This window comes from Geodermatophilus sp. Leaf369, assembly GCF_001424455.1.
Taxonomy (GTDB): Bacteria; Actinomycetota; Actinomycetes; order Mycobacteriales; family Geodermatophilaceae; genus Klenkia.
The window spans coordinates 450535-474577 of record NZ_LMQA01000001.1; the positions used below are offsets into that span (position 1 = coordinate 450535).

Genomic DNA, 24043 nt, shown 5'->3' on the forward strand with positions numbered 1-24043 from the left:
CGTCTCCTGGAGGCCTGCATGACCACCGTCCACCCCGCCCCGACCGCCCTCGCCCCCGACCCGCGTGACCCCGAGGACCGGCTCGCCCGGTTCTTCGACACCGGCACCATGCAGCCGCTCGCGGCCCGGGACACCTCCGGGGTGATGGCGGCCCGTGGGCTGGTCCAGGGCTCCCCCGCGATCGCCTACTGCACCGACGCCACGATCATGGGCGGCGCCATGGGCGTGGACGGCTGCCGCCACGTCGTCGACGCCATCGACGCAGCGCTGCGCGAGCGGGTGCCGGTCATCGGCATCTGGCACTCCGGCGGTGCCCGGCTGGCCGAGGGCGTCACCGCCCTGCACGCCGTCGGTGAGGTCTTCGCCGGGATGATCCGGGCCTCGGGCCGGATCCCGCAGATCTCCGTCGTGCTCGGCCCGGCCGCCGGCGGTGCCGCCTACGGCCCCGCGCTGACCGACCTGGTGGTCATGGGCCCGGCCGGCCGCGTGTTCGTCACCGGTCCGGACGTCGTCCGCTCGGTGACCGGCGAGCAGGTCGACATGGAGTCCCTGGGCGGCCCGGACACCCATGGCCGCCGCTCGGGCGTGGTGCACATCGTCACCGACACCGAGCAGGACGCCCTGGACACCGCCCGCCGGGCGGTCGACCTGCTGGCCGCGCAGGGCACCTTCGCCCCGGCCGACGGCGAGCCGGACGTCGACCTCTCCGCCCTGCTGCCCGAGGCGCGGCAGCGGGCCTACGACGTCAAGCCGTTGGTCGCCTCGATCCTGGACGGCCCGCCGCTGGAACTGCAGAGCCGGTACGCGCCCAACATCATCACCGCGCTGGGCCGGATGGCCGGTCGCACCGTGGGCGTCATCGCCAACAACCCGCTGCGCCTGGGCGGGTGCCTGGACTCCCCCTCGGCGGAGAAGGCGGCCCGGTTCGTCCGCATGTGCGACGCGTTCGGCGTCCCGCTCGTGGTGCTGGTCGACGTCCCCGGCTACCTGCCCGGCGTGGGCCAGGAGTGGGACGGCGTGGTGCGCCGCGGCGCCAAGCTGCTGCACGCCTTCGCCGAGGCCGTCGTCCCCCGGGTGACGCTGGTGACCCGCAAGTCCTACGGCGGCGCGTACATCGCGATGAACTCCCGCTCGCTGGGGGCCACCGCGGTCTACGCCTGGCCCGGCGCCGAGGTGGCCGTCATGGGCGCGAAGGCAGCCGTCGGCATCCTGCACCGCAAGAAGCTCGCCGCCGCCCAGCCCGGCGAGCGGGAGGCGCTGCACGCCCAGCTGGCCACCGAGCACGAGCGGATCGCCGGTGGCGTCGCCCGCGCCCAGGAGATCGGCGTGGTCGACGAGGTCGTCGAGCCCGCGCAGACCAAGCGCCGCCTGGTCGCCGCGCTGGCGGCCGCCCCTGCCGGTCGAGGGGCGCACGGCAACATCCCGCTCTGACCCCGGACGACACTGCGGCCCGGCACCCGTGAGGGTGTCGGGCCGCTGTGTCGTGCTGGCCTGCGCGGGATCGGTCCGGGGTCAGGGGGCCGACGGTGCAGGCGGACTGCGCCGGGTCGTCAGACGACCTGGTGCAGCCAGGTGGGGGGAGCGCCGTCGCCGGCGTGCCGGTGCGACTCGAGGTCGTCGTCCCAGGCTGCGCCGAGGAGGTCGTCGACGCCGTGCCGGAAGGCCTCGACGCTGGTCGCGGTGGCGGCCAGGTGGCGGAGCTGCTGCTCGGTGATCATGAGGTCGCCGTTGGCGGACATCGGCGTGCGGAAGACGCCGTGCCCGGGCACGTAGGACATGCGCTCGCCGTCGCAGCCCTGGCTGGGCTCCTCGGTGACCTCGAAGCGCAGCATCGGCCACTGCTTGAGGGCAGCCACGAGCTTCGAGCCGGTACCGGCACTGCCGGTCCAGGACACCTCGGCCCGGTAGGAGCCGTGCGTCGCGGGCTGTTCGGCCCACGTCAAACTGACCGGCGCGCCGATGACCCTCTCGAGGGACCACTCGACGTGCTGGCACAGGGCCTTCGGGCACGCGTGCACGAAGACCACACCCTGCGTCGACCGTCGTTGCACAGCGCACCTCCATCGGATCAAGACGGGTCTCGTCTTCCCCAACGGACCTGACTCGGATGGAGTTGCAGCAGTACGTCTTCGGGCGGTTCAGCGTGCTCCGAGCAGTGTGCCCGACTACCACGTCGATGCGCCAGCGCGGGTTCGGATCGCTGGGCCAGAAGTGCCAGATGTTGCTTGTGTGACTGGTGGGACTCACCGTCACAGCGCACACCCAGCTCACCTGGGCAGTTGCCGCTCGTGACCTTCTCGTTACGCATCGTGCGTGTCGGACGACGGGTCACGGTGCGTGTCGGTGCGACTGTCTCCGGGTGACATCGACGCAGCGCCGAGGGCGGCACGCCACCGCCACCCGGGAGACCTTCGTCTGCGGGCAGGCCGCCGTCCAGGTGCTCTGGAACGGCGCCGTGAACACCGGGATCGTGGACTCCAGCGGTCCCTGGCACGCCGTCGAGGAGGGTCCCGCGGGGGTCGTCTTCTCCTTGTGCGGCCGACAGGTCGCCCGGGCCGACGCCGCCGTCGAGTGGCCGAGCCCGCGCCGGACGCCGGCCTGCGGGGTCTGCACAGCCCTTGCCGAGGACTGAGCTCCCCCAGCACGCAGAACGCCCCGCCGCGGAGCTCCGCGGCGGGGCGTTCTCGGTCTCGGGGGTCAGGCCCGGCGGACCGTCATCGTCGGGGTGTCCTTGAGGGTCTGGGCGACCACGCAGTAGCGCTCGGTCAGCTCGGCGAGCTTGGCCAGCTTGGCGTCGTCGGCGTCGGTGTCGACCTCGGCGACCACCTCGATGCCGGTCATCCCCACCGGCGCCTCCCGGGAGACCCCCAGGGTGCCGCGGGCGTCCATCTTCCCGTGGGCGGTCAGCTTCGCGCCCCGGATCTCGATGCTCATCGCGGTGGCCACCGAGCGGAGGGTCACCCCCGCGCAGCCCAGGAGGGCCTGCAGCAGCATGTCCCCGGAGCACGCGTCCGAACCGTCCCCACCGGTGGTGGGGTGGAACCCGGCGCGCTGCGGGCCCGACCAGGTGTCGATGGTCGCGGTGATGCCGTCGTCCCGGAAGTCACCGACGGCGTGAAGGTCGGCGATCGCCGCCGACGGGTCGTCCTTGTAGGTCTGCTTGATCGGGGCCTGCATCTCGCGCAGGGCGGCGGCGTCCATGGCCCGAGTCAACCCGCATGGCAGGCTGTCCGCACACGAGGGGCGGTAGCTCAGCCGGTCAGAGCATGGGACTCATAATCCCTGGGTCGTGGGTTCGAGCCCCACCCGCCCCACCGCATGGGCCTGCTGAGGCGCCATCGCCAATCCACCATCCGGGGCTCAGCGGTAGCACCGGCGGTACCACCCGGGGGTCGAATGACCGACACGCTCATCGGTGCCGTGATCGCGCTCGCTGGGGTGCTCATAGCAAACATCGCCACCCTTCGGTCGGCGCACGCCCTCGACACCCGCACCGCTCGCCGGGCGCGCCAGGACAAGAAGGAAGAGGTGTTCGCGGCCGCGATCGCAGCCATCCACACGTTACGGATGCGAGCTCTCTTCGCGGGTGCGACTGGTGTGCCCACAGCTTCCGTCGTCAGCGAGCAGCGGGACGCGGCCTTCACCAGCTTTGCGGACTGCCGTGCGGCCATGTTTCGCGCTTGGTTGCTGGCTGGCGACGACGTCAGGAAGCAACTAGACGCGGTCGATCTACCGACACTGCAGGCGGCAAGCGCAGAGATGTTCGGCCAGAGGACGGACGAACTCCGTCACCCCTCTTTGGAGCCGCTGAGATCGGCGATGCGGCGGGAGATCGCCACTATCTAGTCCTGAATCCACGGTGCGTTGCTCACCGCGGCGGCAGCCTGCTCAGCCGGCTCCGGCCACGCGTAGGAGTAGCTACACACCCGACGTCCGCTCCACGGTGGAGCGCCTGAGCACGTTGCGGCATACCCCGCATGGGACAAGCAGGGGTCCAGCTGTCCAGCGGCCCCGACGCACCGCGACGATCATGAGCGGGTGTCCTTCACCCACGACGTCACCGTCCCCGCCCCGCCCGCCCGGCTGATCGCCACGCTCACCGACGAGTCCTTCGTCCGCGAGGCACTGGCCGCGCTCGGCGCCGAGGTGCGCGAGGTGTCCGTCGAGGGCACGACGACGACCGCGCGCTACACCGTCCCGACGCAGGGCATCCCCGAGGCGTTCGCGAAGTTCGTCGGCGACCGGGTCGAGCTCCTCGACGTCCGCACCTGGACGGCGACCGGCGACGGCGCGACCGGCACCGTCGTCGTCACCTCGAAGCTGTTCGGCCGCGACGTCCGCCTCGAGGGCGAGCGTCGGGTCACCGCCGCAGGAGCGGGCAGCCGGATCGACAGCACCGGCACCTCGAAGGTCGACGCCCCGTTCGTCGGGCGCAAGGCCGAGGGCGCGGTCGACCAGCTCGCGGTGGTCGTGCTCCGCAAGGAGGCCGAGTCGCTCCAGCGCCGACTGGGCGGCTGAGCTCAGTCCAGCCGCTCGACGCCGGCGGCGTGCCGGCGGGCCAGCTCCTGGTAGATCGCGGGGTTCCCGTCCACCCACTGCGCGGCGCCGGCGGTGAGCGGTCCGCGCACCTTGGCCGGTGAGCCCAGGGCGAGCACCTCGTCGGGCACCACCATCCCGGGCGGGACGAGGGAGCCGGCGCCGATGAGGGCGCGCCGGCCGATCCGGGCGCCGTCCTGCACGGTCGACCCGTTGCCGATGAGCGCCTCGGCGCCGATGACGCAGCCGTGCACCACGCACAGGTGGCCGATGGTCGCCCCGGGGCCGACCTCGGTGACCGGGTCGTCGCCGCCGTGCAGCACCGAGTTGTCCTGCACGTTGGCCCCGGCTCGGATGACGATGGCGCCGAAGTCGGCCCGGACCACCACGCCGTACCAGACCGAGGCACCGGCCTCGACCGTCACGTCGCCCACCAGCGTCGCGGTGGGGGCGATCCACGCGTCGGGGTGCACCTGGGGGTGCTTGCCTTCGAAGGAGAACAGCGGCATGCGGCGAGCCTCACACACCCGGGGTGCGGACGACGAGGTCCGGGCGCAGGGTGGGCGGCATGTCGACACCGCACCCTGACGAGATGGAATCCGGCGAGCCGCAGCCCCGCGACATCGCCCTGGAGCAGGAGACCGAGGAGCAGGCAGCCTCCCTCGAGGAGCAGAGCGAGCCCGAGCAGGAGTGACCGCTCCGGCGGTGACCGGCACCCGCCGGTCACCGCCGCCGGCCATCCGAGGCGGTCCCGTCCGGCGGGTGGCCACCGCCCGCACCGCGTAACTTCTGCCCCGTGGACCCCTCCGGCACCGGCGAGCGCGTCGTGGCCGGTCGCTACCTGCTGCGCGAGGAGATCGGCCGCGGCGGGATGGGCGTCGTCTGGCTCGCCGAGGACCGGATGCTGGGCCGCGAGGTCGCGGTCAAGGAGGTCACCTTCGGCGTCGACGTGACCGCCGAGGAGCGCGCCGTCCTGCGCGAGCGCACCTTCCGCGAGGCCCGTGCCGCCGCCCGCCTCGACCACCCCGCCGTCACCACGGTGCACGACGTCTTCGAGGAGGACGGCAAGCCCTGGCTGGTCATGGAGCACGTGCGCTCCCGCACCCTGCTCCAGCTGGTCGAGGAGCACGGGCCGCTGCGGGTGGACCTGGTCGCCCGGATCGGGCTGGACCTGCTCGACGCGATCACCGCCGCGCACCAGGCCGGGATCGTGCACCGCGACGTGAAGCCCGCCAACGTGCTGGTCGACGATGCCGGGCGCGCGCACCTCACCGACTTCGGCATCGCCACCACCACCGGGGACAGCACGCTGACCTCGACCGGCACGGTGCTGGGCTCCCCCGCCTACATGTCCCCCGAGCGCGCCACCGGGCACGACCCCCAGCCGCAGGACGACCTGTGGTCACTCGGCGCCACGCTCTACACCGCGGTGGAGGGCCGACCGCCCTTCGACCGGGGCGAGCCGATGGCCACCCTGCTCGCGGTCGTCGCCGACCACCCCGCGCCGATGGTCCGGTCCGGGGCCCTGCAGCCAGTGCTGACGGCGATGCTGGCCCGCGACCCGCAGCAGCGCGCCACCCCGGGGCAGGCCCGGGTCGCCCTGCAGTCGGCGACGCAGGCCGCAGCCCCACCGCCGCCCCCGGTCCAGGCCCCCACTCCCCCGCAACCGGCCCCCCGGGCCGACGCCGGCGGCGAGGTGCAGCGCTTCGACCCCCAGGACCTGCGCCGCCGCGCCCACCGGGCCAAGGAGAAGCTCCGCTCGCTGTCCGAGCAGCTCACGGCCCCGACCACACAGCAGGCTCCGCCCCCGCCCAAGCCGCGGTTCCGGTTCAAGCGCCGCTGGGTGGTCGTGCCCACGATCCTCCTGGTGCTGGTCGCCATCGCCCTCGTCGCAGGCGGCTGGTGGCTGCTCGTCGAGGGCGGCGAGCTGCTCAACGGTTGACCGGCGTCCACCACCGGGTAGGCCACCGCGCATGCGCACCGACGAACTGCTCGCAGCCGCCTTCGACAACATCGAGGGCGTGGTCACCCGGGCCGTCGACGGCCTGACCGTCGACCAGCTCGCCCAGGCCCCGGCGCCGGGGGCCAACACGATCGGCTGGCTGGTCTGGCACCTCACCCGGGTCCAGGACGACCACGTCGCCGAGGTCGCCGGCACCGAGCAGGTCTACACCGCGCAGGGCTTCGCACAGCGGTTCGCGCTCCCCTTCGACGACCGGGAGACCGGCTACGGCATGGACGTCGAGGACGTCGCCCGGCTCCGCGCCGAGGCCGTCACCCTCCTCGACTACCACCGCGCGGTGCACGCTGCGACGACCACCTACCTGCGCACGCTGTCCGACGGCGACCTCGACCGCGTGGTCGACGAGCAGTGGGACCCGCCGGTGACCCTCGGGGTCCGACTGGTCAGCGTGGTCACCGACGACCTGCAGCACGCCGGGCAGGCCGCCTACGTGCGGGGGCTGGTGACCTGACGACCGATCTGGAGGACGACGACGTCTACCGGGCCCACCGCGGCGAGTTCCGCATGCTCCAGGTGCCCGACCGGACCTACCTGGCGATCGACGGGCACGGCGACCCGGACACCGAGGTCTTCAGCGCCGCGGTCCAGGCGCTCTACCCGGTGGCCTACGCACTGAAGTTCGCGAGCAAGGACGCCGGCCGCGACTACGTGGTGCCGCCGCTGGAGGGGCTGTGGTGGGCCGAGGACATGGACACCTTCACCCGCCGCCGGGACAAGGCCGTCTGGGAGTGGACCCTGCTCCTCCTGGTGCCCGACTGGCTCGGCGCCGCCGACGTCGAGACTGCGGTCGACCGCACCCGCGCCAAGGCGCCGGCCCGGCTGGACGACGTCCGGCTCGAACCGCTGGCGGAGGGACTGTGCATGCAGACCCTGCACGTCGGCCCGTTCGACGACGAGGGCCCGGTGCTGCACCGGCTGCACCACGAGGTCCTGCCCGGCGCCGGGTTCCGACCGTCGGGGAAACACCACGAGGTCTACCTGACCGACCCCCGCCGCACCGCCCCCGAGAAGCGCCGGACGATCCTGCGCCAACCGATCAGCTGAGGGCCCGGACAGTCAGCTCGGTGAGCAGCCTGGCCGGCTCGGCCAGGCAGACGGCGACGTCGGGCTCCACCTCGGTCAGTCCGTGCGCGGCGGTGAACCCGGCGACCGCCAGCTCCTCGGGCGTCAGCCGGACGACGCCGGCCAGCCCGAGACACGGCACCCCGGAGGCCGCGGCGCGACGGGCGACGACGGCCGGGCCCTTGCCGGTGAGCGTCTGCGCGTCCAGCGCACCCTCGCCGGTCACGCAGAGGTCGGCACCGACCAGCGCCTCGTCCAGTCCCACCAGGTCGCACACCAGGTCCGCGCCGGACGTGATCCGTGCGCCGAGCACGGCCAGCGCCCCGGCCGCGGTGCCGCCCGCTCCCCCGGCGCCGGGCACGTCGACGACGTCGAGGTCCAGGTCGCGCAGCACCACGAGGGCGAAGCGGGCCAGGGCGGCGTCGAGCTCGGCGACCTGACCGGGGTCGGCGCCCTTCTGCGGGCCGAACACGTGGGCGGCGCCGCGGGGGCCGGTGAGCGGGGCGTCCACATCGGTGGCGATCAGCAGCTCGACGCCGGCCAGCCGGGGGTCCAGCCCGGTGGGGTCGATCCGGTCCAGCCGGGCCAGCGCCGCGCCGCCCGAGGGCAGGTCGACGCCGTCGGCGTCGGTGAACCGGACCCCCAGCGCGGCGAGCATGCCGGTGCCGGCGTCGGTGGTGGCGCTGCCGCCGATGCCCACGACCAACCGCCGGCAGCCCTCGTCCAGGGCCCGCACCAGCAGCTCGCCCACACCCCGGGTGGTCGCGGTGAGCGGCGCCGGCGGCGCCAGGTGCAGCCCGGCCGCGGTGGCCAGCTCGACCAGGGCGGTGTCGCCGTCCACGGCGAACACCGCAGTCACCGGAGCGCCGTCCGGACCGGACACGGTCGCGGTCACCGCTCGCCACCCGGCGCGCAGGGCCGCGGCCACGGTGCCGTCGCCACCGTCGGCGATCGGGCGCAGCAGGACCTCGGCGTCGGGCCGCACCCGGGCGATGCCGGCGGCGACCGCGTCGGCCACGCCGTCGGCGTCCAGCGTGCCCTTGAACTTGTCCGGGGCGATGACGATGCGCACGACGGGCAGCATGCCCGACTCCGGCCTACCGTCCGACGACGTGAGCACCGCCGCTGACCCCCTCGCCCCCGCCACCGACTTCTACGCCGTCGACGACCTCATCGACCCCGGTGACCTCGAGATCCGCAACCGGGTGCGTGACTTCTGCGCCCGCGAGGTCACCCCGATCATCAACGACTACTGGGAGCGCGCGGAGTTCCCCGCGCACCTGGTGCCGATGCTCGCCGACCTCGGCATCGCCGGCGGGACCGTGCAGGGCCACGGCTCGGCCGGCATGAGCGCCGTGGCGGCCGGCCTGGTCGCCGCTGAGTGGGCCCGGGCCGACGGCTCGATGGGCACCTTCCACGGCGTGCACTCCTTCCTGGCCATGCAGTCGATCGACCTGCTGGGCAGCGAGGAGCAGAAGGAGCGCTGGCTGCCGGGCATGGCCCGGATGGAGACCATCGGCGCGTTCGGCCTCACCGAGCCCGACCACGGCTCCGACGCCGTCGCGTTGGGGACGACGGCCACCCGGGACGGCGACGGCTTCGTGCTCAACGGGGCGAAGAAGTGGATCGGCAACGGCTCGATCGCCGACATCGTGCTGATCTGGGCCCGCGACGAGGACGGGAACGTCGGCGGGTACGTCGTGGAGAAGGGCACGCCGGGCTTCACCGCCACGGTGATGACCGGCAAGACGGCGCTGCGCGCGGTGTGGCAGGCCGAGATCACCCTGGAGAACGTCCGGGTGGGCGCGGAGAACAAGCTGGAGAACTGCCGGAACTTCAAGGACGTGTCCCAGGTGCTCGACCGCACCCGGTACACCGTCGCCTGGCGGGCCCTCGGCGTCGCGCAGTCGGCCTACGAGCTGGCGCTGGCGCACACCCTGGAGCGCGAGCAGTTCGGTCAGCCGATCGCCGGCTACCAGCTGGTGCAGGAGAAGCTGGCCCGGATGCTGGCCGAGATCACCACCATGCAGCTGATGTGCTGGCGGTTGTCGACGCTGGCCGACCAGGGCCGGATGACCGCGGCGATGGCCTCGCTGGCGAAGATGAACTGCTGCAAGAAGGCCCGCACGATCATCGCCGATGCCCGCGACCTGTTCGGCGGCGACGGCATCCTGCTCGAGCACCACATCGCCCGGCACCACGCCGACATCGAGGCGATCTACACCTTCGAGGGCACCGACCACGTGCAGGCGCTCATCGTCGGGCGCGAGGTCACCGGGCTGTCGGCCATCACCGGCCGCCGCCCGAAGCGGGACTAGCCGGCGCGGCTGAGCTCCCGGTCGGCGATCGACTGGCACTCGGCGCACGCGGTGCGCGAGGCGCCGACCCGCTCCCAGCGCTGGGATCCCCACACCTGCACGATCGCCCCGCACGCGGCGAGCTCGACCTCCCCGTCGAGCTCGCCCGGCGGGCGGTGCGCCTCGACGGCGTGCCAGGTGCTGGTGGTCTGGACCGGTCGCGACTGCGACCAGCGGTCTGGTCGGGAGAACCCGACGGCGTAGCTGTCCACGCCCCCAGTGTGCCCCCGATCACAACGGCCTGCCACCGGATCGTCGGCCCCGGGGACGGCCTACCGTCGTGTCCCGTGGCTGCCGACCCCCACCGCGACCGGATCGTCACCGTGCGCGTGCACCCCGACGACCCGCTGGCCCGCCCGCTCCTGGACGACCTGCTCCGGGAGTACGACACCCGGTACGGCGACCTCTTCGGCAGCGCCGCCGACGAGATGTCGCTGTACCCGGCCAGTGAGTTCCTGCCGCCCACCGGGGCGTTCCTGCTGCTGCTCGAGGACGACGCGCCCGTCGCCGGCGGCGCCTACCGCCCGCACGAGGACGCCGGGACCGCCGAGGTCAAGCGGATGTGGACCCACCGGGACCACCGCCGCCGCGGGCTGGCCCGCCGGGTGCTGGCCGAGCTGGAGGAGCACGCCGCGGCGGCCGGCTACTCCCGGATGTACCTGACCACCGGCCCGCTGCAGCCCGAAGCGCGCGAGCTGTACACCCGGGCCGGGTGGACGCCGCTGTTCGACTCCCTGCGACCCACCGACGTCGAGGAGCTGCGGGCGATGCCGGTGCTCGACCGGCTGTACGCGTTCGAGAGGCAGCTGGGCTGACGAGTCGCCGAGGGGATCAGCTCGTCGTGGTGTCGTAGCGCGACCGGAGCAGCGCCAGCAGGTCGTCGGTGGGCTCGGCGCCGGACGCGACGGCGGCGTGCACGTCCCGGAAGTACTGCTCGTACCCGGCCGGGGTGTACAGGCACAACGCCCGAACCGGCTCCGTGCCGCTGTCGTTGCGGTAGCCGTGCGCGGTGCCCCGCAGGGCAGCCGCGACGTCCCCGGGGCCCAGGACGACGTCGTCCCCGGCGGTGCTCAGCGTCAGCTCCCCGGACAGGACGACGAAGTACTCGTCGTGCGCACCGTGCACGTGCGGCCGCGCACCGAGCGTGCCGGGCGGGAGCACGAACTCCTCCAGACCCAGACGCCCCTCCGTGTGCTCGGCGGTGAGGGCGAACAGGTGCCGGATGCCCCCGACGTCGAGCAGCTCGCCCACACCGCTGCGGACCACCACCGGCTGCCCCGCTGTCCCCGGCATGGTCAGTCGCGGGGCAGCAGGCGGTGCAGCTGGGTGACGTGCCGAGGCTCGAGCTCGGCGATCGAGCTGACGCCCAGCAGTCGCATCGTGCGCACGATCTCCGTGCGGAGGATCTCGATGGCGCGGTCCACGCCCTCCCGGCCGCCGGCCATCAGGCCGTAGAGGTAGGCCCGGCCGATGAGGGAGAAGGAGGCGCCCAGCGCGCAGGCGGCCACGACGTCGGCGCCGTTCATGATCCCGGTGTCGACCATGACGCAGGCGTCGTCCCCGACCTCCTTGCGCACCGCCGGCAGCAGGTGGAACGGCACCGGGGCCCGGTCCAGCTGCCGCCCGCCGTGGTTGGACAGCACGATCCCGTCGACTCCGGCGTCGAACAGCCGCGCGGCGTCGACCACCGACTGCACGCCCTTGACGACGAGCTTGCCCGGCCACATGCCCCGGACGACGTCGAGGTCCTCGTAGCTGATGGTCGGGTCCATCGCCCAGTCCAACATCTCCGCGACCGTGCCGCCGGTGCTCGACAGCGAGGCGAACTCCAGCTTGGGCGTGGTCAGGAAGTCCCACCACCACCAGGGCCGGACGGCGGCGTTGAGCACCGTGCCGGCGGTCAGCTGCGGCGGGATGGAGAACCCGTTGCGCTTGTCCCGCAGCCGCGCCCCGGCGATCGGGGTGTCCACGGTGAAGTGCAGGGTGTCGAACCCGGCAGCCGCGGCCCGCTCGACCAGCCCGTAGGAGATCGACCGGTCGCGCATCACGTAGAGCTGGAACCAGTTGCGGCCGTGCGGGTTGGCCGCCTTGACGTCCTCGATCGTCGTGGTGCCCAGCGTGGACAGCGTGAACGGGATCCCCGCGGCAGCCGCGGCGCCGGCCCCGGCGCTCTCGCCCTCGGTCTGCATGAGCCGGGTGAACCCGGTGGGGGCGATGCCGAAGGGCAGCGCGCTGGGCCCGCCCAGGACCTGGACCGAGGTGTCGACGTCGACGGCGGGCCGCAGCACGTCGGGGTGGAACTCGACGTCGGCGAAGGCCTGCCGCGCCCGGGCCAGGGACAGCTCGCCCTCGGCGGCGCCGTCGGTGTAGTCGAACGCCGCCCGCGGGGTGCGCCGCTTCGCGATCGTGCGCAGGTCGGCGATGGTCAGCGCCGCGTCCAGGCGGCGGCGCTTGCCGTTGAGCTCGGGCTTCTTGAACTTCACGAGCTCCAGGAGCTCGACGGGACGGGGGGCCTGACGGCGGGTGCGTGTCATCACGGGACCTCGGGGTGGTCGGGACGGGGGACGTGCTCGGTTCCGGGGAGCGGGCGCACGGGCGGCGCCCTGCCCGTCGAGGACTCCCGGACCACCAGCACCGGCTCGAAGACGAGCTGTTCGTGCACGTGGTCCGCGCGGGTGGCCTCGTCCAGCAGCAGCTGGGCCGCGCGCCGGCCCAGCTCCCGTCGGGGCTTGCGGACCGACGTCAGCGGCACGGCGGCCGCCGCGGCGAAGTCGATGTCGTCGTAGCCGACCAGGGCGAACTCAGCGGGCACGGCCACGCCGTGCCGGTGCAGCTCTTGCAGCATGCCCAGCGCCAGCAGGTCGTTGGCACAGACCGCCGCGGTGGGCCGGACGTCGGCGGGCATCGCGTTGATCGTGGCGGCGGCCTCGCGGCCGGCCTCGACGGTCAGCCGGGACGGGGAGAACACGGTGAGCGCGTCCTCGCTCCCCCGGGCCTCGCGCACGGCGGCCACCACCCCGGCGTGCCGTTCCTCGACCTGGGGCAGCCCGGAGGCACCCCCGACGAAGGCGATCCGCCGGTGCCCGCGCTCCAGCAGGTGGTCGGCGGCCAGCCGGCCACCCAGGACGTCGTCCACCGCGACCGTGCACTGGCCGGGCCCGGATGCCCGGCGGTCCAGCAGCACCACCGGGGTGCCCCGCCGGCGCAGCGCGGCCAGGTGCGGGGACAGCTCGGCGGTCGGGGTGATGAGCACGCCCTGCACCCGCTGCTCGGCGAGCAGGTCCAGGTAGGCGGCCTCCTTGCCCGGCAGGTCGTCGGAGTTGCACAGGATGACCGACAGGCCGGCCTCGTTGGCGACGTCCTCGACGCCGCGGGCGACGTCGGTGAAGAAGGGGTTGGCGATGTCCAGCACGACCAGCCCGATCGTGCGGCTCCGCCCGGCTCGCAGCTGGCGGGCCGACTCGTTGCGCACGAAGCCCAGCTCGGCGATCGCGGCCAGCACCCGCTGGCGGCTGCCGGCGCTCACCTGGTCGGGCCGGTTGAGCACGTTGCTGACCGTGCCCAGCGAGACCCCGGCCCGGCGGGCGACGTCGCGGATGCTGGCGGTCAGCGGGACTCCTCGAAGGCCGTGGCGGGGACCGGTTGACCCCGGACAGTGTCGATCCTAGTGTGCGGCACACCACTTGTGAAACGATTCAGAGGACATCAGTTGCCCCGCGTGTGCTTCACCCTCCAGGTACGCCTCGAGCGGCTGGCCGACTACCGGGCCGCGCACGCCGCGGTCTGGCCCGAGATGCTCCAGGCCCTGCGGGACGCCGGGTGGCGGGACTACCAGCTCTTCCTGCGGGCCGACGGTCTGCTCGTCGGCACCGCCGACGTGGACGACCTCGACGCCGCCCAGGCCGCCGTCGGCGCCACGGAGGTCAGCGCCCGCTGGGAGGCCGCGATGGGCCCGCTCTTCGTGCCCGGCACCGGCGACGGCAGCGACAAGGCGCCCCTGGAGCTCGTCTTCGACCTGGACGCCCAGCTCGACACCACCCCCACCCCCGAGGAGACCCCGTGACCAGCCCCGACCGCCGCGAGCACGCCAAGCAGGTGCTGCGCGAGCAGCGCATCGAGACCCCCTCGTGGGGCTACGGCAACTCCGGCACCCGCTTCAAGGTCTTCGCCCAGGCCGGGGTGCCCCGCACGCCGGAGGAGAAGATCGACGACGCGGCCACCGTGCACCGGTTCACGGGCGTCGCCCCGCTGGTCTCCCTGCACATCCCGTGGGACCGGGTCGAGGACTACGCCGCCCTGGCCGAGCACGCCCAGGAGCGCGGCGTGCAGCTCGGCGCGATCAACGCCAACGTCTTCCAGGACGACGCCTACCGCCTCGGCAGCGTCTGCAACCCCGACCCGGCGGTGCGCCGCAAGGCCACCGACCACCTGCTCGAGTGCATCGACATCATGGACGCCACCGGCTCCGACGACCTCAAGCTGTGGTTCGCCGACGGCACCAACTACCCCGGTCAGGACTCCATCCGGGAGCGCCAGGACCGGCTCGCCGAGGCCCTCGCCGAGACCTACGCCCGGCTGACCGGGGAGCAGCGGCTGCTGCTGGAGTACAAGTTCTTCGAGCCGGCCGTCTACACCACCGACGTGCCCGACTGGGGCACCTCGTTCGCGCACTGCGTCGCCCTCGGGCCCCAGGCCCAGGTCGTGCTGGACACCGGGCACCACGCCCCCGGCACCAACATCGAGTTCATCGTCGCCACGCTGCTGCGGCACGGGCGGCTGGGTGCCTTCGACTTCAACTCGCGGTTCTACGCCGACGACGACCTCATGGCCGGCGCCGCCGACCCGTTCCAGCTCTTCCGGATCATGCACGAGCTGGTGCAGGCCGACGCGGTGTCCGGGGTGCCGGCCACCGGGTCCTCGACGGGCCAGCCGATCTCCTTCTTCCTCGACCAGTGCCACAACATCGAGCCCAAGGTCGCGGCGATGATCCGCTCGGTCACCAACGTCCAGGAGGCCACCGCCAAGGCCCTGCTGGTCGACACCGAGGCGCTCACCGCGGCCCAGCGCTCGGGCGACGTGCTCGCGGCGTACTCGATCGTCAAGGACGCCTACGACACCGACGTCCGTCCGCTGCTGGGCGACCTGCGCGAGGACCTGGGGCTGGACCCCGACCCCTCGGCCGCCTACGCCCGCTCCGGGTACTTCGAGCAGGTCGCGGCCGAGCGCGTCGGCGGTGAGCAGGCCGGCTGGGGCGCATGAAGAAGGACCTCCTGCCCCCCACCACGGCCTCCGGCCGCGGCGGGACCCTGCAGGAGGCCGGACGGCCCCGCCTCCCGATGGGAGACGGGGCCGTCTGCGTTCCGTGGGTCAGCGCAGGAAGGCCGCCGCCACCCCGGAGTCGACCGGGACCAGCAGCCCGGTGGTGACGGCGAGGGTGCCGTTGGTCAGCGCGAGCACCGCCCCGGCGACGTGCTCGGGGAGGACCTCCTCCTTGAGCACGGTGCGCGAGGCGTAGTACTTGCCCAGGTCGTCCTCCTGCACGCCGTAGGTGGCCGCCCGTGAGGCGCCCCAGCCGCCGGAGAAGATCCCCGAGCCGCGGACGACGCCGTCGGGGTTGATCCCGTTGACCCGGATGCCGTCCTCGCCGAGCTCGGTGGCCAGCAGCCGCACCATGTGCGCCTGGGCGGCCTTGGCCGAGGAGTAGGCCAGGTTGTTCGGACCGGCGAACACCGCGTTCTTCGAGCAGATGTTGATCACGTCGCCGCCCAGGCCCTGCCCGCGCAGGACGACCGCGGCGGCCTGGGTGACCACGAAGCTGCCCCGGGTCATGACGGCGAACTGGGCGTCCCAGTCCTTCAACTCGGTGTCGGCCAGCGAGCCGGGCTTCACGAACCCGGCGTTGTTGACCACGATGTCGATCCCGCCCAGGGCGAGCACCGCCTGCTGCACACCGGCGGCGACGGCCGCCGGGTCCGAGACGTCCATCCTGACGGCGACGGCACGGTCGGGGCCCCCGAGCTCGGCCACGACCTCCTCGCTCTTGGCCAGGTCCAGGTCGGCGACGACGATGTCGGCGCCGTGCTCGGCGAGCAGCCGGGCGGTGGCCAGGCCGATGCCCGACGCCGCCCCGGTGACCAGCGCGATCCGGCCGGAGAGCGCCTTGGGCTTGGGCCGGCGGGCGAGCTTGTCCTCCTCCAGCTGCCAGTACTCCACGGCGAACTTCTCCGCCTCGCTGATCGGGGCGTAGCTGCTGACGCCCTCGGCGCCGCGCATCACGTTGATCGCGTTGACGTAGTACTCCCCCGCGACCCGGGCCGTCTGGTGGTCGGCGCCGAAGGAGAACATCCCGATGCCGGGCACCAGCACGATCGCCGGGGCCGAGCCGCGCATCGCCGGGGACTCCGGCTTCGCGTGCCGCTCGTAGTAGGCGCTGTACTCGGCCTGGTACTCGGCGAGCAGCTCGACGAGGCGGGCCTCGACGTCGGCCAGCGGGGCGTCGACGGCGGTGTCGAGCACCATCGGGCGGATCTTGGTGCGCAGGAAGTGGTCCGGGCAGGAGGTGCCGAGCGAGACCAGGTGGTCGAGCTTCTCCCGGGACATGAAGTCCAGCACCACGTCGGAGTCGGTCAGGTGGCCGACCTGCCGGCTGCTGGCCGAGGCGACCCGGCGCAGCAGCGGGAACAGCTCGGCGGCCCGGGTGCGCCGCACCTCGGTGGGCTGGGCCTCGCGGCCGGCGACGACGGGGCCGAACGGCTCGGCCACCGAGCGGGCGGCGAGGAACTCCGCGGCCTGGTCGATGATGCCCAGCGCGCGCTCCTGGGCCTCCGCGGAGGTGGCGCCCCAGCTGGTCAGGCCGTGCCCGCCGAGCACGGCCCCGATGACCTCGGGGTCCTGGGCCAGCGCGGACACCTGCCGGCCCAGCTCCCAACCCGGTCGCTTCCAGTCGACCCAGGCGACCTTCCCGCCCCACAGCTCGGCCACCAGGGCCGGGCCGTCGGCGGCGCAGGCCAGCGCGGTGACCGAGTCGGGGTGCAGGTGGTCGACGTGCGGGCAGTCGACCAGACCGTGCATCGGGGTGTCGATCGACGGCGTCGCACCGCCGGCGCCGAAGGCGGCGTGCGGGAACAGCCCGACCATCTCGTCCTCGTGCTCGACCCCGCGGTACACGTCGTCCAGGGCGAGGAACGGCTCGCGGCGCAGCACGGCCAGCCCCTCGGCGCGCAGGGTGCCCAGGTCGCCCCCGGAGCCCTTCACGTAGACCAGTTCGACGTCCTGGCCGGTGGCCGGGCTGGTCACGGTCACCTTCACCGAGGTGTTGCCGCCACCGTAGTTGGTGACGGTGGGGTCGCTGCCGTAGCGGTGGGACCGGGCCAGGAGTTCCTGGACGCCCTCGGGCAGGGAGGTCATCGTGTCGTGCTCCGTCCTGGCGGCGGGGCCGCCTGTGGGGGTCTGGGGGTGGGCGGTGCTCACGCGGGCACCGCAGGCGGGAGGAGGTGGGGGTCGAGCAGCCTGCGGGAGCGCAGCTCGGCGAGGAGGCGCTGGTAGCCCTCCTCCAGCCCGGCGACCTGGGCGGGGTCGGGGTCGACCACCAGCTCCGGGCGCACCGCGCGGGAGGTGACGTCACCCAGGGCACGCCCGGCGACGGGTTCCAGCGCGGTCGCGGCGAGCAGGGCGGCCCCGGACCCGCTGCTGGGCTCGGCGGGCCGGGTGACCGGCCGACCGAGCACGCTGGCCCGGACGACCAGCCACTCGCGGGATCCGCTGCCGCCGCCGACCACCCGGTGGTCGGTGCTGGCCACGCCGAGGGCGGCCAGCCGCTCGAGCCCGAGCCGCTCGACGAACGCGACGCCGTCCAGCTCGGCACGGTGCCGGGCGACCGGGTCCGCGGTGTCCGCGCCGGGGCCGACCAGGAACGCGGTCACGTCCGGGTCGGTGAGCGGGAAGCGCTCACCGCGCCGGGGCGGAGCGGGCAGCGGGTAGCAGGTGAGCGGGGACGGACCGGCGGCCAGCGCCGCGGCGTCCAGGCCGGCGAGGTCGTCGTCGGCGGTGAGCGTGCCGGCCCCGGTGTTCGAGGCGCCCCCGGGCCACCAGCTGCCGTCAGGGGCGAGGTGGGAGTAGACGCCGGCGGTGGCGACCTCGTGGTCGCTGACCCCCTTGAGCACCAGGGTGGTGCCCAGCACGCCGATCGTCTGGCCGGGCTGGACGGCGCCGGCGGCGATCTGCGCGGTGCAGCCGTCGGTCATCCCGGCGACGACGACCACCCCCGGCGGCAGCCCCAGCCCGGTGGCCACCGCCGGCAGCACGGTGCCCACGGGGGTGCCCGGCCGCACCAGCGGGGGCAGGCAGGAGGCCGGTACCCCCGCGGCGGTGAGGACGTCGGGCCAGCTGCCGGCGGCCGCGTCGATGCCGGCCTTCAGCGCGTGCGAGGTGTCGGTGACCAGCTCCCCGGTCAGCGCGGCGACCACCAGGTCGGGCACGTGCAGGTAGCGGCGTCCCGGGGCCGGGGCGGTGCCCGGCTGACCGAGCAGCCAGAGCAGCCGGCCGATGGTGGACGAGGACCCGGCCGGACCGCCCAGGGCGGCCTCGGCCAGCCCCCGGCCCCGGTCGTCGGAGTAGAGCAGCGCCGGACCGACGGGACGGCCGGCGTCGTCGGTGGCGACCACGCTGCCCGAGGTGGCGGTCACCGAGAGCGCAGCGACCGCCGCGGCCCGGGGACCGAGGTCGCGGACGACCTGGGACAGCGCCATGAGGGCGCCGGCCGCGTGCCCGGGGTCCTGCTCCACCCAGCCCGGTCGCGGGGTGCGTGGGGCGCCGAGCGGGCCGGTGGCCCGGGCGAGCACCGTGCCGTCCGAGGCGTCGACGGCGACCACCCGCACGGCGGCGGTGGCCAGGTCCACCCCGAGGACGACGGGGCCGGCTGCGGACACCTCAGACCCCCGCGGAGTGCAGCAGCAGGTCGGCCAGCCCGGTCAGCCCGGGGACGGCGAGGTCGGGCTCGGCCAGCTGCTCGGGGGTGGGGTGGTCGGGGGCCTCGCCCCGCAGCACCCACACGGTGCCCAGGCCGAGAGCGGCGGCGGGCCGGACGTCGGTGTCCAGCCGGTTGCCGACGTGCACCGCGTGCGCGGGGTCGGTGCCGGCCTGCGCCAGCGCCCAGCGGAAGAGCTCGGGGCTGGGCTTCTCGTGCCCGACGATCGCCGAGACGCCCCAGACGTCGACGTGCTCGGCGACGCCGTCGCGGGTGAGTGCGTCGACGACGGTGGCCTCCTGGTTGGCCAGGACCCCGACCACCACGTCGTCGGGGAGTGACTCCAGGAACGGCAGCACGTCGTCGTAGGCGGTGCCTGCCGGGTGCAGCCAGTGCTCCCGGGTGCGCTCGTGCAGCTCGCCGCGGGCCGCGGGGTCGCCCAGCAGCTCGGTGGCCAGCGCGGTGCGCAGCGACCCGCCCTGCGCGGCCCGGATCCGGTCGTAGACGGCGCGGAACGCGGCCCGCTCCACCGGGGGCTGCCCGGCGGCGGCGCGCATCTCGTCGAGGGCGGTGAGCACGGCGGCCACGAAGTTCTCGTCGTCGTAGACGGGCCCCCCGACGTCGAGGAACACCGCCCGCAGCTCGGCGGGCAGGGTCACAGCACGCCCCCGGCGAGGTTCCGCCGGCGCTCCTCGATGTCGTCGCGGGCGAAGAACTCCTCGACGGAGTCGGTGGGCAGCGGCGCCACACCGCCGGCCGCGTAGGCCGCCGTCCGCACCTGGGCGCCCTTGACCGCCATCTGCGAGACGCCCTCGATGCCGGCGGGAGTCGGCGCGTGCGCGACGATCCCGTGGTTGCCCAGCAGCACCAGCTGCGGCAGCTCGCCGTGGGTCTCCCAGTGCCGGGTCAGGCCCTCGAGGTAGACCCGGCCGAGCTTCACACCGGGCTGGGCGTAGGGCACGAACAACGGGCGGCCGATGACCACGGCCTCGTCGGAGTAGACGAACCGGTCGTAGGCGGTGGCGGCGTGCACGCTGGCCAGCAGCGCCACCACCGGGGTGGGGTGGGTGTGCCCGACGAACGCGGTGGGGGCGAACGCCTGGGCCGCGACGTGCACCAGCGTCTCGATCGAGGCGCGGCGGCGGCGGCCCTCGTGCTCCCCGGCGTCCAGGGCGGCGGTCAGGTCGGCCTGGGTCGAGCGGGGGTCGCGCATCAGGTCGACCAGCGGCTGCACGTCGACGACGACGAAGTCCTCGGCCGTCGACGTCCGCATGTTCGACCCGGAGGCCTTGACGACCACCCGGCCGTCGGCGAGCAGCTGGGAGGTGTTGCCCTCGGCCAGGATCACCAGGTCGCGGGCGGGTTCGCCCAGGTCACGGGTGAGCTGGACGAGTTCGGGGCTGACGAGTGAGGGGTCCCACGTCGCGGTCACTGGGTGCCTCCGTAGCGGCGGTTGGTGATGCCGTTGAGGAGCGCGGCGAAGACGAGGACGGCGCCGAGCGCCAGGAGCTGGAGCTGGCTGCCGGTGTTGCCCGGGACGGCGAGCAGGATCCCGGCGTTCAGCCAGACGATGAGCAGGGCGGCGAGCACGACGCCGGCGACCCGGCCGATGCCGCCGGTGATGGCGACGCCGCCCAGGACGGCGATGGTGATCGCGGGCAGCGCCATGCCCGTGCCGGAGACCCCGGCGTCGGGCCGGGCGGAGGCGAACTGGGCGACGGTGACCACCGCGACCAGGCCGGAGATGGCGCCCGCGGCGACGTAGGCGGTGAACCGGGTGCGGCGGACGTCGATGCCGGTCCACTCGGCGGCCACGTCGTTGGTGCCCACCGCGTAGAGCCGGCGACCCCAGGTGGTGCGGGCCAGCACCAGCCACACCACGATCACCGTCGGGATCAGGAAGGTGAAGATGCCCAGCGGCACCCGGGGGAAGGACTCGGGCAGGAACGGCAGCTGCACGGTCGCGGCCGTGGAGTAGAGGTCCTGGATCGGCTGGGTGCTGATCGGCTGCTGGTCGTTGATCACCAGGGCCAGGGACCGGAAGGCGTAGTACGTGGCCAGCGTGGTGATCAGTGCCGGGAAGCCGACGTAGGCCACGAGGACGCCGTTCAGGGCGCCGCAGAGCGCACCGAAGGCGACTGCCAGCAGCAGCGCCGGGAACAGCGACCAGCCCCACTCGCCGTAGGCGAAGCCGAACACCATGCCGGTCAGCGAGACGATCGCGCCGACCGACAGGTCGATGCCGCCGCGGCCGGAGGTGATGACCAGCAGCTGGGCCAGGCCCAGCAGCACCAGCGGCACGAGGTTGATCAGCGTGGAGGCCATGTACGACGGGCTGTACGGGGCGCTGAGGTAGTTGTTCTGGCTGAGCGTCGTCATGGTGAGCACGACGGCGACCAGCAGCAGCACGAGCAGGGCGATCCGCTGGGTCAGCGCGATCTTCAGCAGCCGGGCACCGAGCGAGGGCCCGCCGGGCGCGGCCTTCTCGGTGACGGGAGCGGGAGCGATGGTGCTCATGAGGTCCTCCGGGTCCGCTGGCGGACGATGTCGGCGCCGACGGCGATGACGATGAAGATCCCGACGAACAGGTCGGACAGCTGGGACTGCCAGCCGAGCTGCGTGACGCCGGTGCTGACCGTCTGGACCAGCAGCGCGCCGAGCACGGTGCCCAGCACCGACCCGCGACCGCCGGTGATCGAGGTGCCGCCGATGACCACGGCGGCGATGACGGCGAGCTCGGTGCCCGCCCCCACCGACGCGGCCAGGCTCGAGGTGCCCTGGGCGATCACGAAGCAGGCGGCCAGCCCGGACAGCAGGCCGGTGAGCACGTAGGCCAGCAGCACCCGGCGACGGACCTGCACCCCGGCGAGCCGGGCGGCGACGGCGTCCCCGCCGATGGCGTAGAAGTGCCGCCCGCCGGCGGTGTGCCGCAGGTACCACCAGGCCGCCGCGGCTATCACCAGCATGATCAGGAAGCTGTGCGGGACGCCGAGGGTGCGGCCGGCCTCGCCGCGGCCGAAGAAGGCCAGCGTCGCGGGGATGCCCTCGACGGTGGAGGAGCCGAAGAACTGCAGGCCGAGGAACTTGAAGAGGTTCAGCGTGCCGAACGTGATGATGATGGCCTGCACCCGGCCGTAGGCGATGAGCACGCCGTTGACCAGGCCGAGCACCCCGCCGACGACGACGGAGAGCAGCACGGCCAGCGGGAGCGACAGGCCGTTGTCGACCAGCGCCTGGGCGGTGACCACCGAGGACACCATCACCACGCTGCCGACCGACACGTCGATGCCGCCGGTGATGATCACGATGGTCATGCCGACGCCGATCAGCGCGATCGGGCTCATCGAGACCAGCAGCGGGATGATCGAGCCGCTGGTGAAGAACGCCGGGGTGGCCAGGCTCAGCGCCAGCCACAGCGCCGAGATCACCACGATCAGCACGACCTCCTGGCCGGTGACCGGGCTGGGCAGCACCCGACCGCGGGCCTTCGCCTCGTGCGTCACCTCGCCGACCGGGCCGGCGGGTGGGGTGGCGGTGGGGGCGCTCATGCCGGCACCCCCGCCTCGTCCACGGCGCCGGCGGCGGCGGCCAGCACGTCGACCTGGGTGGCGCCCGGGCCGAACTCGACGGTGGTGGTCCCGGCCCGGACGACCTGCAGCCGGTCGGAGATGCGGATGGCCTCGGCGAGGTCGGAGGTGACGATCAGCACGGCGGTCCCGTCGTCGGCGAGTTGGGTGATGATGCGGTGGATCTCCTCCTTGGCCCCCACGTCGACGCCCTGGGTGGGCTCGGCGAGGACCAGGAGACGGGGGCGTTCGACGAGCTGGCGGGCCAGCACGACCTTCTGGGCGTTGCCGCCGGAGAGCATCGAGACGGCCTGCTTCTCGTTCGGCGTCTTGACCGACAGCCGGGTGATCGAGGAGCGGGCGACCTCGCGCTCCTTGCGGCGGTCCAGCCAGCCCAGCCGGGACAGCAGCGGCAGGTGGCCGGCGGAGATGTTGAAGGAGATGGGCTGGAAGCCGAACAGGCCCTGCTGCTTGCGGTTGGCCGGCAGCAGCGCGATGCCCAGCTTCTGGGCCTGCCGCGGGGAGCGCGGGCTGACCTCGCGGCCGTCGATGACGATCGAGCCCGACGTCGCCCGGCTCATCCCGTAGACCGTCGCGCCGATCTCGGCCACGCCGGAGCCGACCAGGCCGTACAGGCCGACGATCTCCCCCGGTCGGATCGTCACGTCGACGTCGTGGAACCGGCCCGCGAGACCCAGGCCGCGCAGCTCCAGCCGCGGCTCGCCCTCGGGCACGGTGCGCTCGTGGCGGGCGTCGTCCAGGATGCCGCCGACCATCAGCTCGACGATCTTCCGGACGGTCAGCTCGCCGATCGGGTGGGTGCCGATGGTCTGCCCGTCGCGCATGACGGTGACGGTGTCGGCGATGGTGAACAGCTCGTCGAGCCGGTGCGAGATGTAGATGATCGAGACGCCGGAGGCGGCCAGCCGGCGGACGACGCCGAAGAGCACCTCGACCTCGGTGTCGGTGAGGATCGCCGACGGCTCGTCGAGGATCAGCACCCGGGCGTCCCCGGCGAGGGCCTTGGCGATGGAGACCTGCTGCTGCTCGGCGATCGAGAGCTGTCCGACGGCGACCGTGGCGTAGCGCCCGGGCAACCCGATCAGCTCGAGCAGGTCGACGACCTTGGCGTTCTGCGCGGCCCAGTCGATCCGGCCGCCGCGGGTGAGCTCGCGGCCGGTGAAGACGTTCTCGGAGACGGTGAGCTCGGCGAAGAGCTGCGGCTCCTGGTAGACGGTGGCGATGCCCAGGGCCATCGCGTCGCCGGTGGTGGCGATGCTGGCCGGGGCGCCGTCGAACTCGATCGTGCCGGTGTCCGCCGTCTCGGCGCCGGAAAGGATCTTGATCAGCGTGGACTTGCCGGCGCCGTTCTCCCCGACCAGGGCGTGCACGCTGCCGGCCTCGACCCGCATGTCGGCGTTGCGGATGGCGCGCACCGCGCCGAAGCGCTTGGCGACGCCGGCGACCTCGAGCCGGGCGGGCGTCGCGGGAGCGGGGTCTGCGGTCATGTCCGGGGGTCCTCCGGGGGTGGTCT

At 73.7% G+C, this 24043-nt stretch carries 26 protein-coding genes and 1 tRNA gene; 12 read left to right on the top strand and 15 right to left on the bottom strand.

The window, feature by feature from the left end:
• Positions 1–18 precede the first annotated feature (18 nt).
• Positions 19–1431: an acyl-CoA carboxylase subunit beta gene (locus tag ASG36_RS02185; protein WP_055758877.1), complete on the top strand. Its 1413-nt coding sequence runs from the start codon at positions 19–21 to the stop codon at positions 1429–1431.
• Positions 1432–1550: 119 nt separating this feature from the next.
• On the opposite strand, the gene ASG36_RS02190 is transcribed toward ASG36_RS02185, so the two are convergent.
• The gene (locus ASG36_RS02190) at positions 1551–2051 is read right to left on the bottom strand and encodes a DUF3145 domain-containing protein (RefSeq protein WP_055758880.1); all 501 of its coding nucleotides are present in this window, start codon (positions 2049–2051) and stop codon (positions 1551–1553) included.
• 308 nt (positions 2052–2359) lie between these two features.
• Between ASG36_RS02190 and ASG36_RS02195 the strand changes: the two genes are divergently transcribed.
• A complete protein-coding gene (locus ASG36_RS02195) occupies positions 2360–2632 on the top strand; it encodes a hypothetical protein (RefSeq protein WP_055758882.1) in 273 nt (90 codons plus the stop codon).
• A 65-nt stretch (positions 2633–2697) separates the two neighbouring features.
• Here ASG36_RS02195 and ASG36_RS02200 read toward each other — a convergent pair whose 3' ends face one another.
• The gene (locus ASG36_RS02200) at positions 2698–3201 is read right to left on the bottom strand and encodes an OsmC family protein (protein ID WP_055758884.1); all 504 of its coding nucleotides are present in this window, start codon (positions 3199–3201) and stop codon (positions 2698–2700) included.
• Positions 3202–3240: 39 nt separating this feature from the next.
• Here ASG36_RS02200 and ASG36_RS02205 point away from each other — a divergent pair.
• The 3 genes from ASG36_RS02205 to ASG36_RS02215 all read left to right on the top strand — a co-directional run bounded on the left by ASG36_RS02205 (position 3241) and on the right by ASG36_RS02215 (position 4518).
• Positions 3241–3314: transfer RNA gene (locus ASG36_RS02205), tRNA-Ile, on the top strand.
• Between the two features lie 82 nt (positions 3315–3396).
• Positions 3397–3846 (top strand): hypothetical protein, encoded by a 450-nt coding sequence (locus tag ASG36_RS02210; RefSeq protein ID WP_055758886.1) that lies wholly within the window; start codon positions 3397–3399, stop codon positions 3844–3846.
• 192 nt (positions 3847–4038) lie between these two features.
• A complete protein-coding gene (locus tag ASG36_RS02215) occupies positions 4039–4518 on the top strand; it encodes a DUF2505 domain-containing protein (RefSeq protein WP_055758889.1) in 480 nt (159 codons plus the stop codon).
• Between the two features lie 2 nt (positions 4519–4520).
• On the opposite strand, the gene ASG36_RS02220 is transcribed toward ASG36_RS02215, so the two are convergent.
• On the bottom strand, positions 4521–5045 hold the full coding sequence (locus ASG36_RS02220) for a gamma carbonic anhydrase family protein (RefSeq protein ID WP_055758891.1): 525 nt from the start codon (positions 5043–5045) through the stop codon (positions 4521–4523).
• A 287-nt stretch (positions 5046–5332) separates the two neighbouring features.
• On the opposite strand from ASG36_RS02220, the gene ASG36_RS02225 reads away from it, so the two are divergent.
• The 3 genes from ASG36_RS02225 to ASG36_RS02235 are packed head-to-tail and all read left to right on the top strand — an operon-like array spanning position 5333 to position 7603.
• Positions 5333–6478 carry a serine/threonine-protein kinase gene (locus ASG36_RS02225; protein WP_055758894.1) on the top strand — a complete coding sequence of 382 codons (1146 nt, stop codon included), beginning with the start codon at positions 5333–5335 and terminating at the stop codon, positions 6476–6478.
• Positions 6479–6509: 31 nt separating this feature from the next.
• On the top strand, positions 6510–7010 hold the full coding sequence (locus ASG36_RS02230) for a DUF664 domain-containing protein (protein WP_055758897.1): 501 nt from the start codon (positions 6510–6512) through the stop codon (positions 7008–7010).
• A 53-nt stretch (positions 7011–7063) separates the two neighbouring features.
• Positions 7064–7603, top strand: coding sequence for a GyrI-like domain-containing protein (locus ASG36_RS02235; protein ID WP_082522719.1), 540 nt, complete (start codon positions 7064–7066; stop codon positions 7601–7603).
• Here the strand turns inward: ASG36_RS02235 and ASG36_RS02240 are convergent.
• Positions 7596–8705, bottom strand: a complete 1110-nt coding sequence (locus tag ASG36_RS02240; RefSeq protein ID WP_157498512.1) for a glycerate kinase — start codon at positions 8703–8705, stop codon at positions 7596–7598. The two genes, ASG36_RS02235 and ASG36_RS02240, sit on opposite strands and share 8 nt — an antisense overlap.
• Before the next feature lie 28 nt (positions 8706–8733).
• On the opposite strand from ASG36_RS02240, the gene ASG36_RS02245 reads away from it, so the two are divergent.
• Positions 8734–9939, top strand: coding sequence for an acyl-CoA dehydrogenase family protein (locus tag ASG36_RS02245; RefSeq protein ID WP_055762220.1), 1206 nt, complete (start codon positions 8734–8736; stop codon positions 9937–9939).
• Here ASG36_RS02245 and ASG36_RS02250 read toward each other — a convergent pair.
• Positions 9936–10190, bottom strand: coding sequence for a hypothetical protein (locus tag ASG36_RS02250; RefSeq protein WP_055758902.1), 255 nt, complete (start codon positions 10188–10190; stop codon positions 9936–9938). The genes ASG36_RS02245 and ASG36_RS02250 overlap by 4 nt on opposite strands.
• A gap of 75 nt (positions 10191–10265) precedes the next feature.
• Here ASG36_RS02250 and ASG36_RS02255 point away from each other — a divergent pair, with 75 nt between their 5' ends.
• Positions 10266–10793: a GNAT family N-acetyltransferase gene (locus ASG36_RS02255; protein WP_055758904.1), complete on the top strand. Its 528-nt coding sequence runs from the start codon at positions 10266–10268 to the stop codon at positions 10791–10793.
• A gap of 16 nt (positions 10794–10809) precedes the next feature.
• On the opposite strand, the gene ASG36_RS02260 is transcribed toward ASG36_RS02255, so the two are convergent.
• Genes ASG36_RS02260 through ASG36_RS02270 form a run of 3 tightly spaced genes read right to left on the bottom strand, consistent with a single transcriptional unit; the run spans position 10810 to position 13588 of the window.
• Entirely contained in the window at positions 10810–11271 is a 462-nt protein-coding gene (locus ASG36_RS02260) for a cupin domain-containing protein (protein WP_082522720.1), read from the bottom strand.
• Between the two features lie 2 nt (positions 11272–11273).
• Entirely contained in the window at positions 11274–12512 is a 1239-nt protein-coding gene (locus ASG36_RS02265) for an alpha-hydroxy acid oxidase (RefSeq protein WP_055758910.1), read from the bottom strand.
• Positions 12512–13588: a LacI family DNA-binding transcriptional regulator gene (locus ASG36_RS02270; protein WP_255354615.1), complete on the bottom strand. Its 1077-nt coding sequence runs from the start codon at positions 13586–13588 to the stop codon at positions 12512–12514. The genes ASG36_RS02265 and ASG36_RS02270 overlap by 1 nt, the downstream gene beginning before the upstream one ends.
• A gap of 108 nt (positions 13589–13696) precedes the next feature.
• Here ASG36_RS02270 and ASG36_RS02275 point away from each other — a divergent pair, with 108 nt between their 5' ends.
• Together ASG36_RS02275 and rhaI are read left to right on the top strand one after the other, a co-directional pair.
• Entirely contained in the window at positions 13697–14041 is a 345-nt protein-coding gene (locus tag ASG36_RS02275) for an L-rhamnose mutarotase (protein WP_235494490.1), read from the top strand.
• Entirely contained in the window at positions 14038–15237 is a 1200-nt protein-coding gene (gene rhaI / locus ASG36_RS02280; protein WP_055758917.1) for an L-rhamnose isomerase, read from the top strand. The genes ASG36_RS02275 and rhaI overlap by 4 nt, the downstream gene beginning before the upstream one ends.
• A gap of 108 nt (positions 15238–15345) precedes the next feature.
• Here rhaI and rhaD read toward each other — a convergent pair whose 3' ends face one another.
• The 7 genes from rhaD to ASG36_RS02315 are packed head-to-tail and all read right to left on the bottom strand — an operon-like array spanning position 15346 to position 24017.
• A complete protein-coding gene (rhaD, locus tag ASG36_RS02285) occupies positions 15346–17385 on the bottom strand; it encodes a bifunctional rhamnulose-1-phosphate aldolase/short-chain dehydrogenase (protein ID WP_055758919.1) in 2040 nt (679 codons plus the stop codon).
• A 59-nt stretch (positions 17386–17444) separates the two neighbouring features.
• Complete coding sequence (locus ASG36_RS02290) at positions 17445–18905, bottom strand: FGGY family carbohydrate kinase (protein WP_055758922.1); 1461 nt, start codon at positions 18903–18905, stop codon at positions 17445–17447.
• A 1-nt stretch (position 18906) separates the two neighbouring features.
• Positions 18907–19602 carry an HAD family hydrolase gene (locus ASG36_RS02295; protein WP_055758924.1) on the bottom strand — a complete coding sequence of 232 codons (696 nt, stop codon included), beginning with the start codon at positions 19600–19602 and terminating at the stop codon, positions 18907–18909.
• Positions 19599–20375 carry a class II aldolase/adducin family protein gene (locus ASG36_RS02300; protein ID WP_055758928.1) on the bottom strand — a complete coding sequence of 259 codons (777 nt, stop codon included), beginning with the start codon at positions 20373–20375 and terminating at the stop codon, positions 19599–19601. Before ASG36_RS02300 ends, ASG36_RS02295 begins: the two co-directional genes overlap by 4 nt.
• Positions 20372–21460 carry an ABC transporter permease gene (locus ASG36_RS02305; protein WP_082522722.1) on the bottom strand — a complete coding sequence of 363 codons (1089 nt, stop codon included), beginning with the start codon at positions 21458–21460 and terminating at the stop codon, positions 20372–20374. Before ASG36_RS02305 ends, ASG36_RS02300 begins: the two co-directional genes overlap by 4 nt.
• Positions 21457–22491, bottom strand: a complete 1035-nt coding sequence (locus ASG36_RS02310) for an ABC transporter permease (protein WP_082522723.1) — start codon at positions 22489–22491, stop codon at positions 21457–21459. Before ASG36_RS02310 ends, ASG36_RS02305 begins: the two co-directional genes overlap by 4 nt.
• Positions 22488–24017, bottom strand: a complete 1530-nt coding sequence (locus ASG36_RS02315; protein WP_055758931.1) for a sugar ABC transporter ATP-binding protein — start codon at positions 24015–24017, stop codon at positions 22488–22490. Before ASG36_RS02315 ends, ASG36_RS02310 begins: the two co-directional genes overlap by 4 nt.
• Positions 24018–24043: the final 26 nt, after the last annotated feature.

Bases quoted from the DNA above. Each gene is read 5' to 3' on its own strand.
- ASG36_RS02185 (WP_055758877.1), top strand. From the start codon at position 19: ATGACCACCGTCCACCCCGCCCCGACCGCCCTCGCCCCCGACCCGCGT.
- ASG36_RS02200 (WP_055758884.1), bottom strand. From the start codon at position 3,201: ATGGACGCCGCCGCCCTGCGCGAGATGCAGGCCCCGATCAAGCAGACC.
- ASG36_RS02210 (WP_055758886.1), top strand. From the start codon at position 3,397: ATGACCGACACGCTCATCGGTGCCGTGATCGCGCTCGCTGGGGTGCTC.
- ASG36_RS02220 (WP_055758891.1), bottom strand. From the start codon at position 5,045: ATGCCGCTGTTCTCCTTCGAAGGCAAGCACCCCCAGGTGCACCCCGAC.
- ASG36_RS02230 (WP_055758897.1), top strand. From the start codon at position 6,510: ATGCGCACCGACGAACTGCTCGCAGCCGCCTTCGACAACATCGAGGGC.
- ASG36_RS02235 (WP_082522719.1), top strand. From the start codon at position 7,064: ATGCTCCAGGTGCCCGACCGGACCTACCTGGCGATCGACGGGCACGGC.
- ASG36_RS02240 (WP_157498512.1), bottom strand. From the start codon at position 8,705: ATGCTGCCCGTCGTGCGCATCGTCATCGCCCCGGACAAGTTCAAGGGC.
- ASG36_RS02260 (WP_082522720.1), bottom strand. From the start codon at position 11,271: ATGCCGGGGACAGCGGGGCAGCCGGTGGTGGTCCGCAGCGGTGTGGGC.
- ASG36_RS02265 (WP_055758910.1), bottom strand. From the start codon at position 12,512: ATGACACGCACCCGCCGTCAGGCCCCCCGTCCCGTCGAGCTCCTGGAG.
- rhaD (WP_055758919.1), bottom strand. From the start codon at position 17,385: ATGACCTCCCTGCCCGAGGGCGTCCAGGAACTCCTGGCCCGGTCCCAC.
- ASG36_RS02305 (WP_082522722.1), bottom strand. From the start codon at position 21,460: ATGAGCACCATCGCTCCCGCTCCCGTCACCGAGAAGGCCGCGCCCGGC.
- ASG36_RS02310 (WP_082522723.1), bottom strand. From the start codon at position 22,491: ATGAGCGCCCCCACCGCCACCCCACCCGCCGGCCCGGTCGGCGAGGTG.
- ASG36_RS02315 (WP_055758931.1), bottom strand. From the start codon at position 24,017: ATGACCGCAGACCCCGCTCCCGCGACGCCCGCCCGGCTCGAGGTCGCC.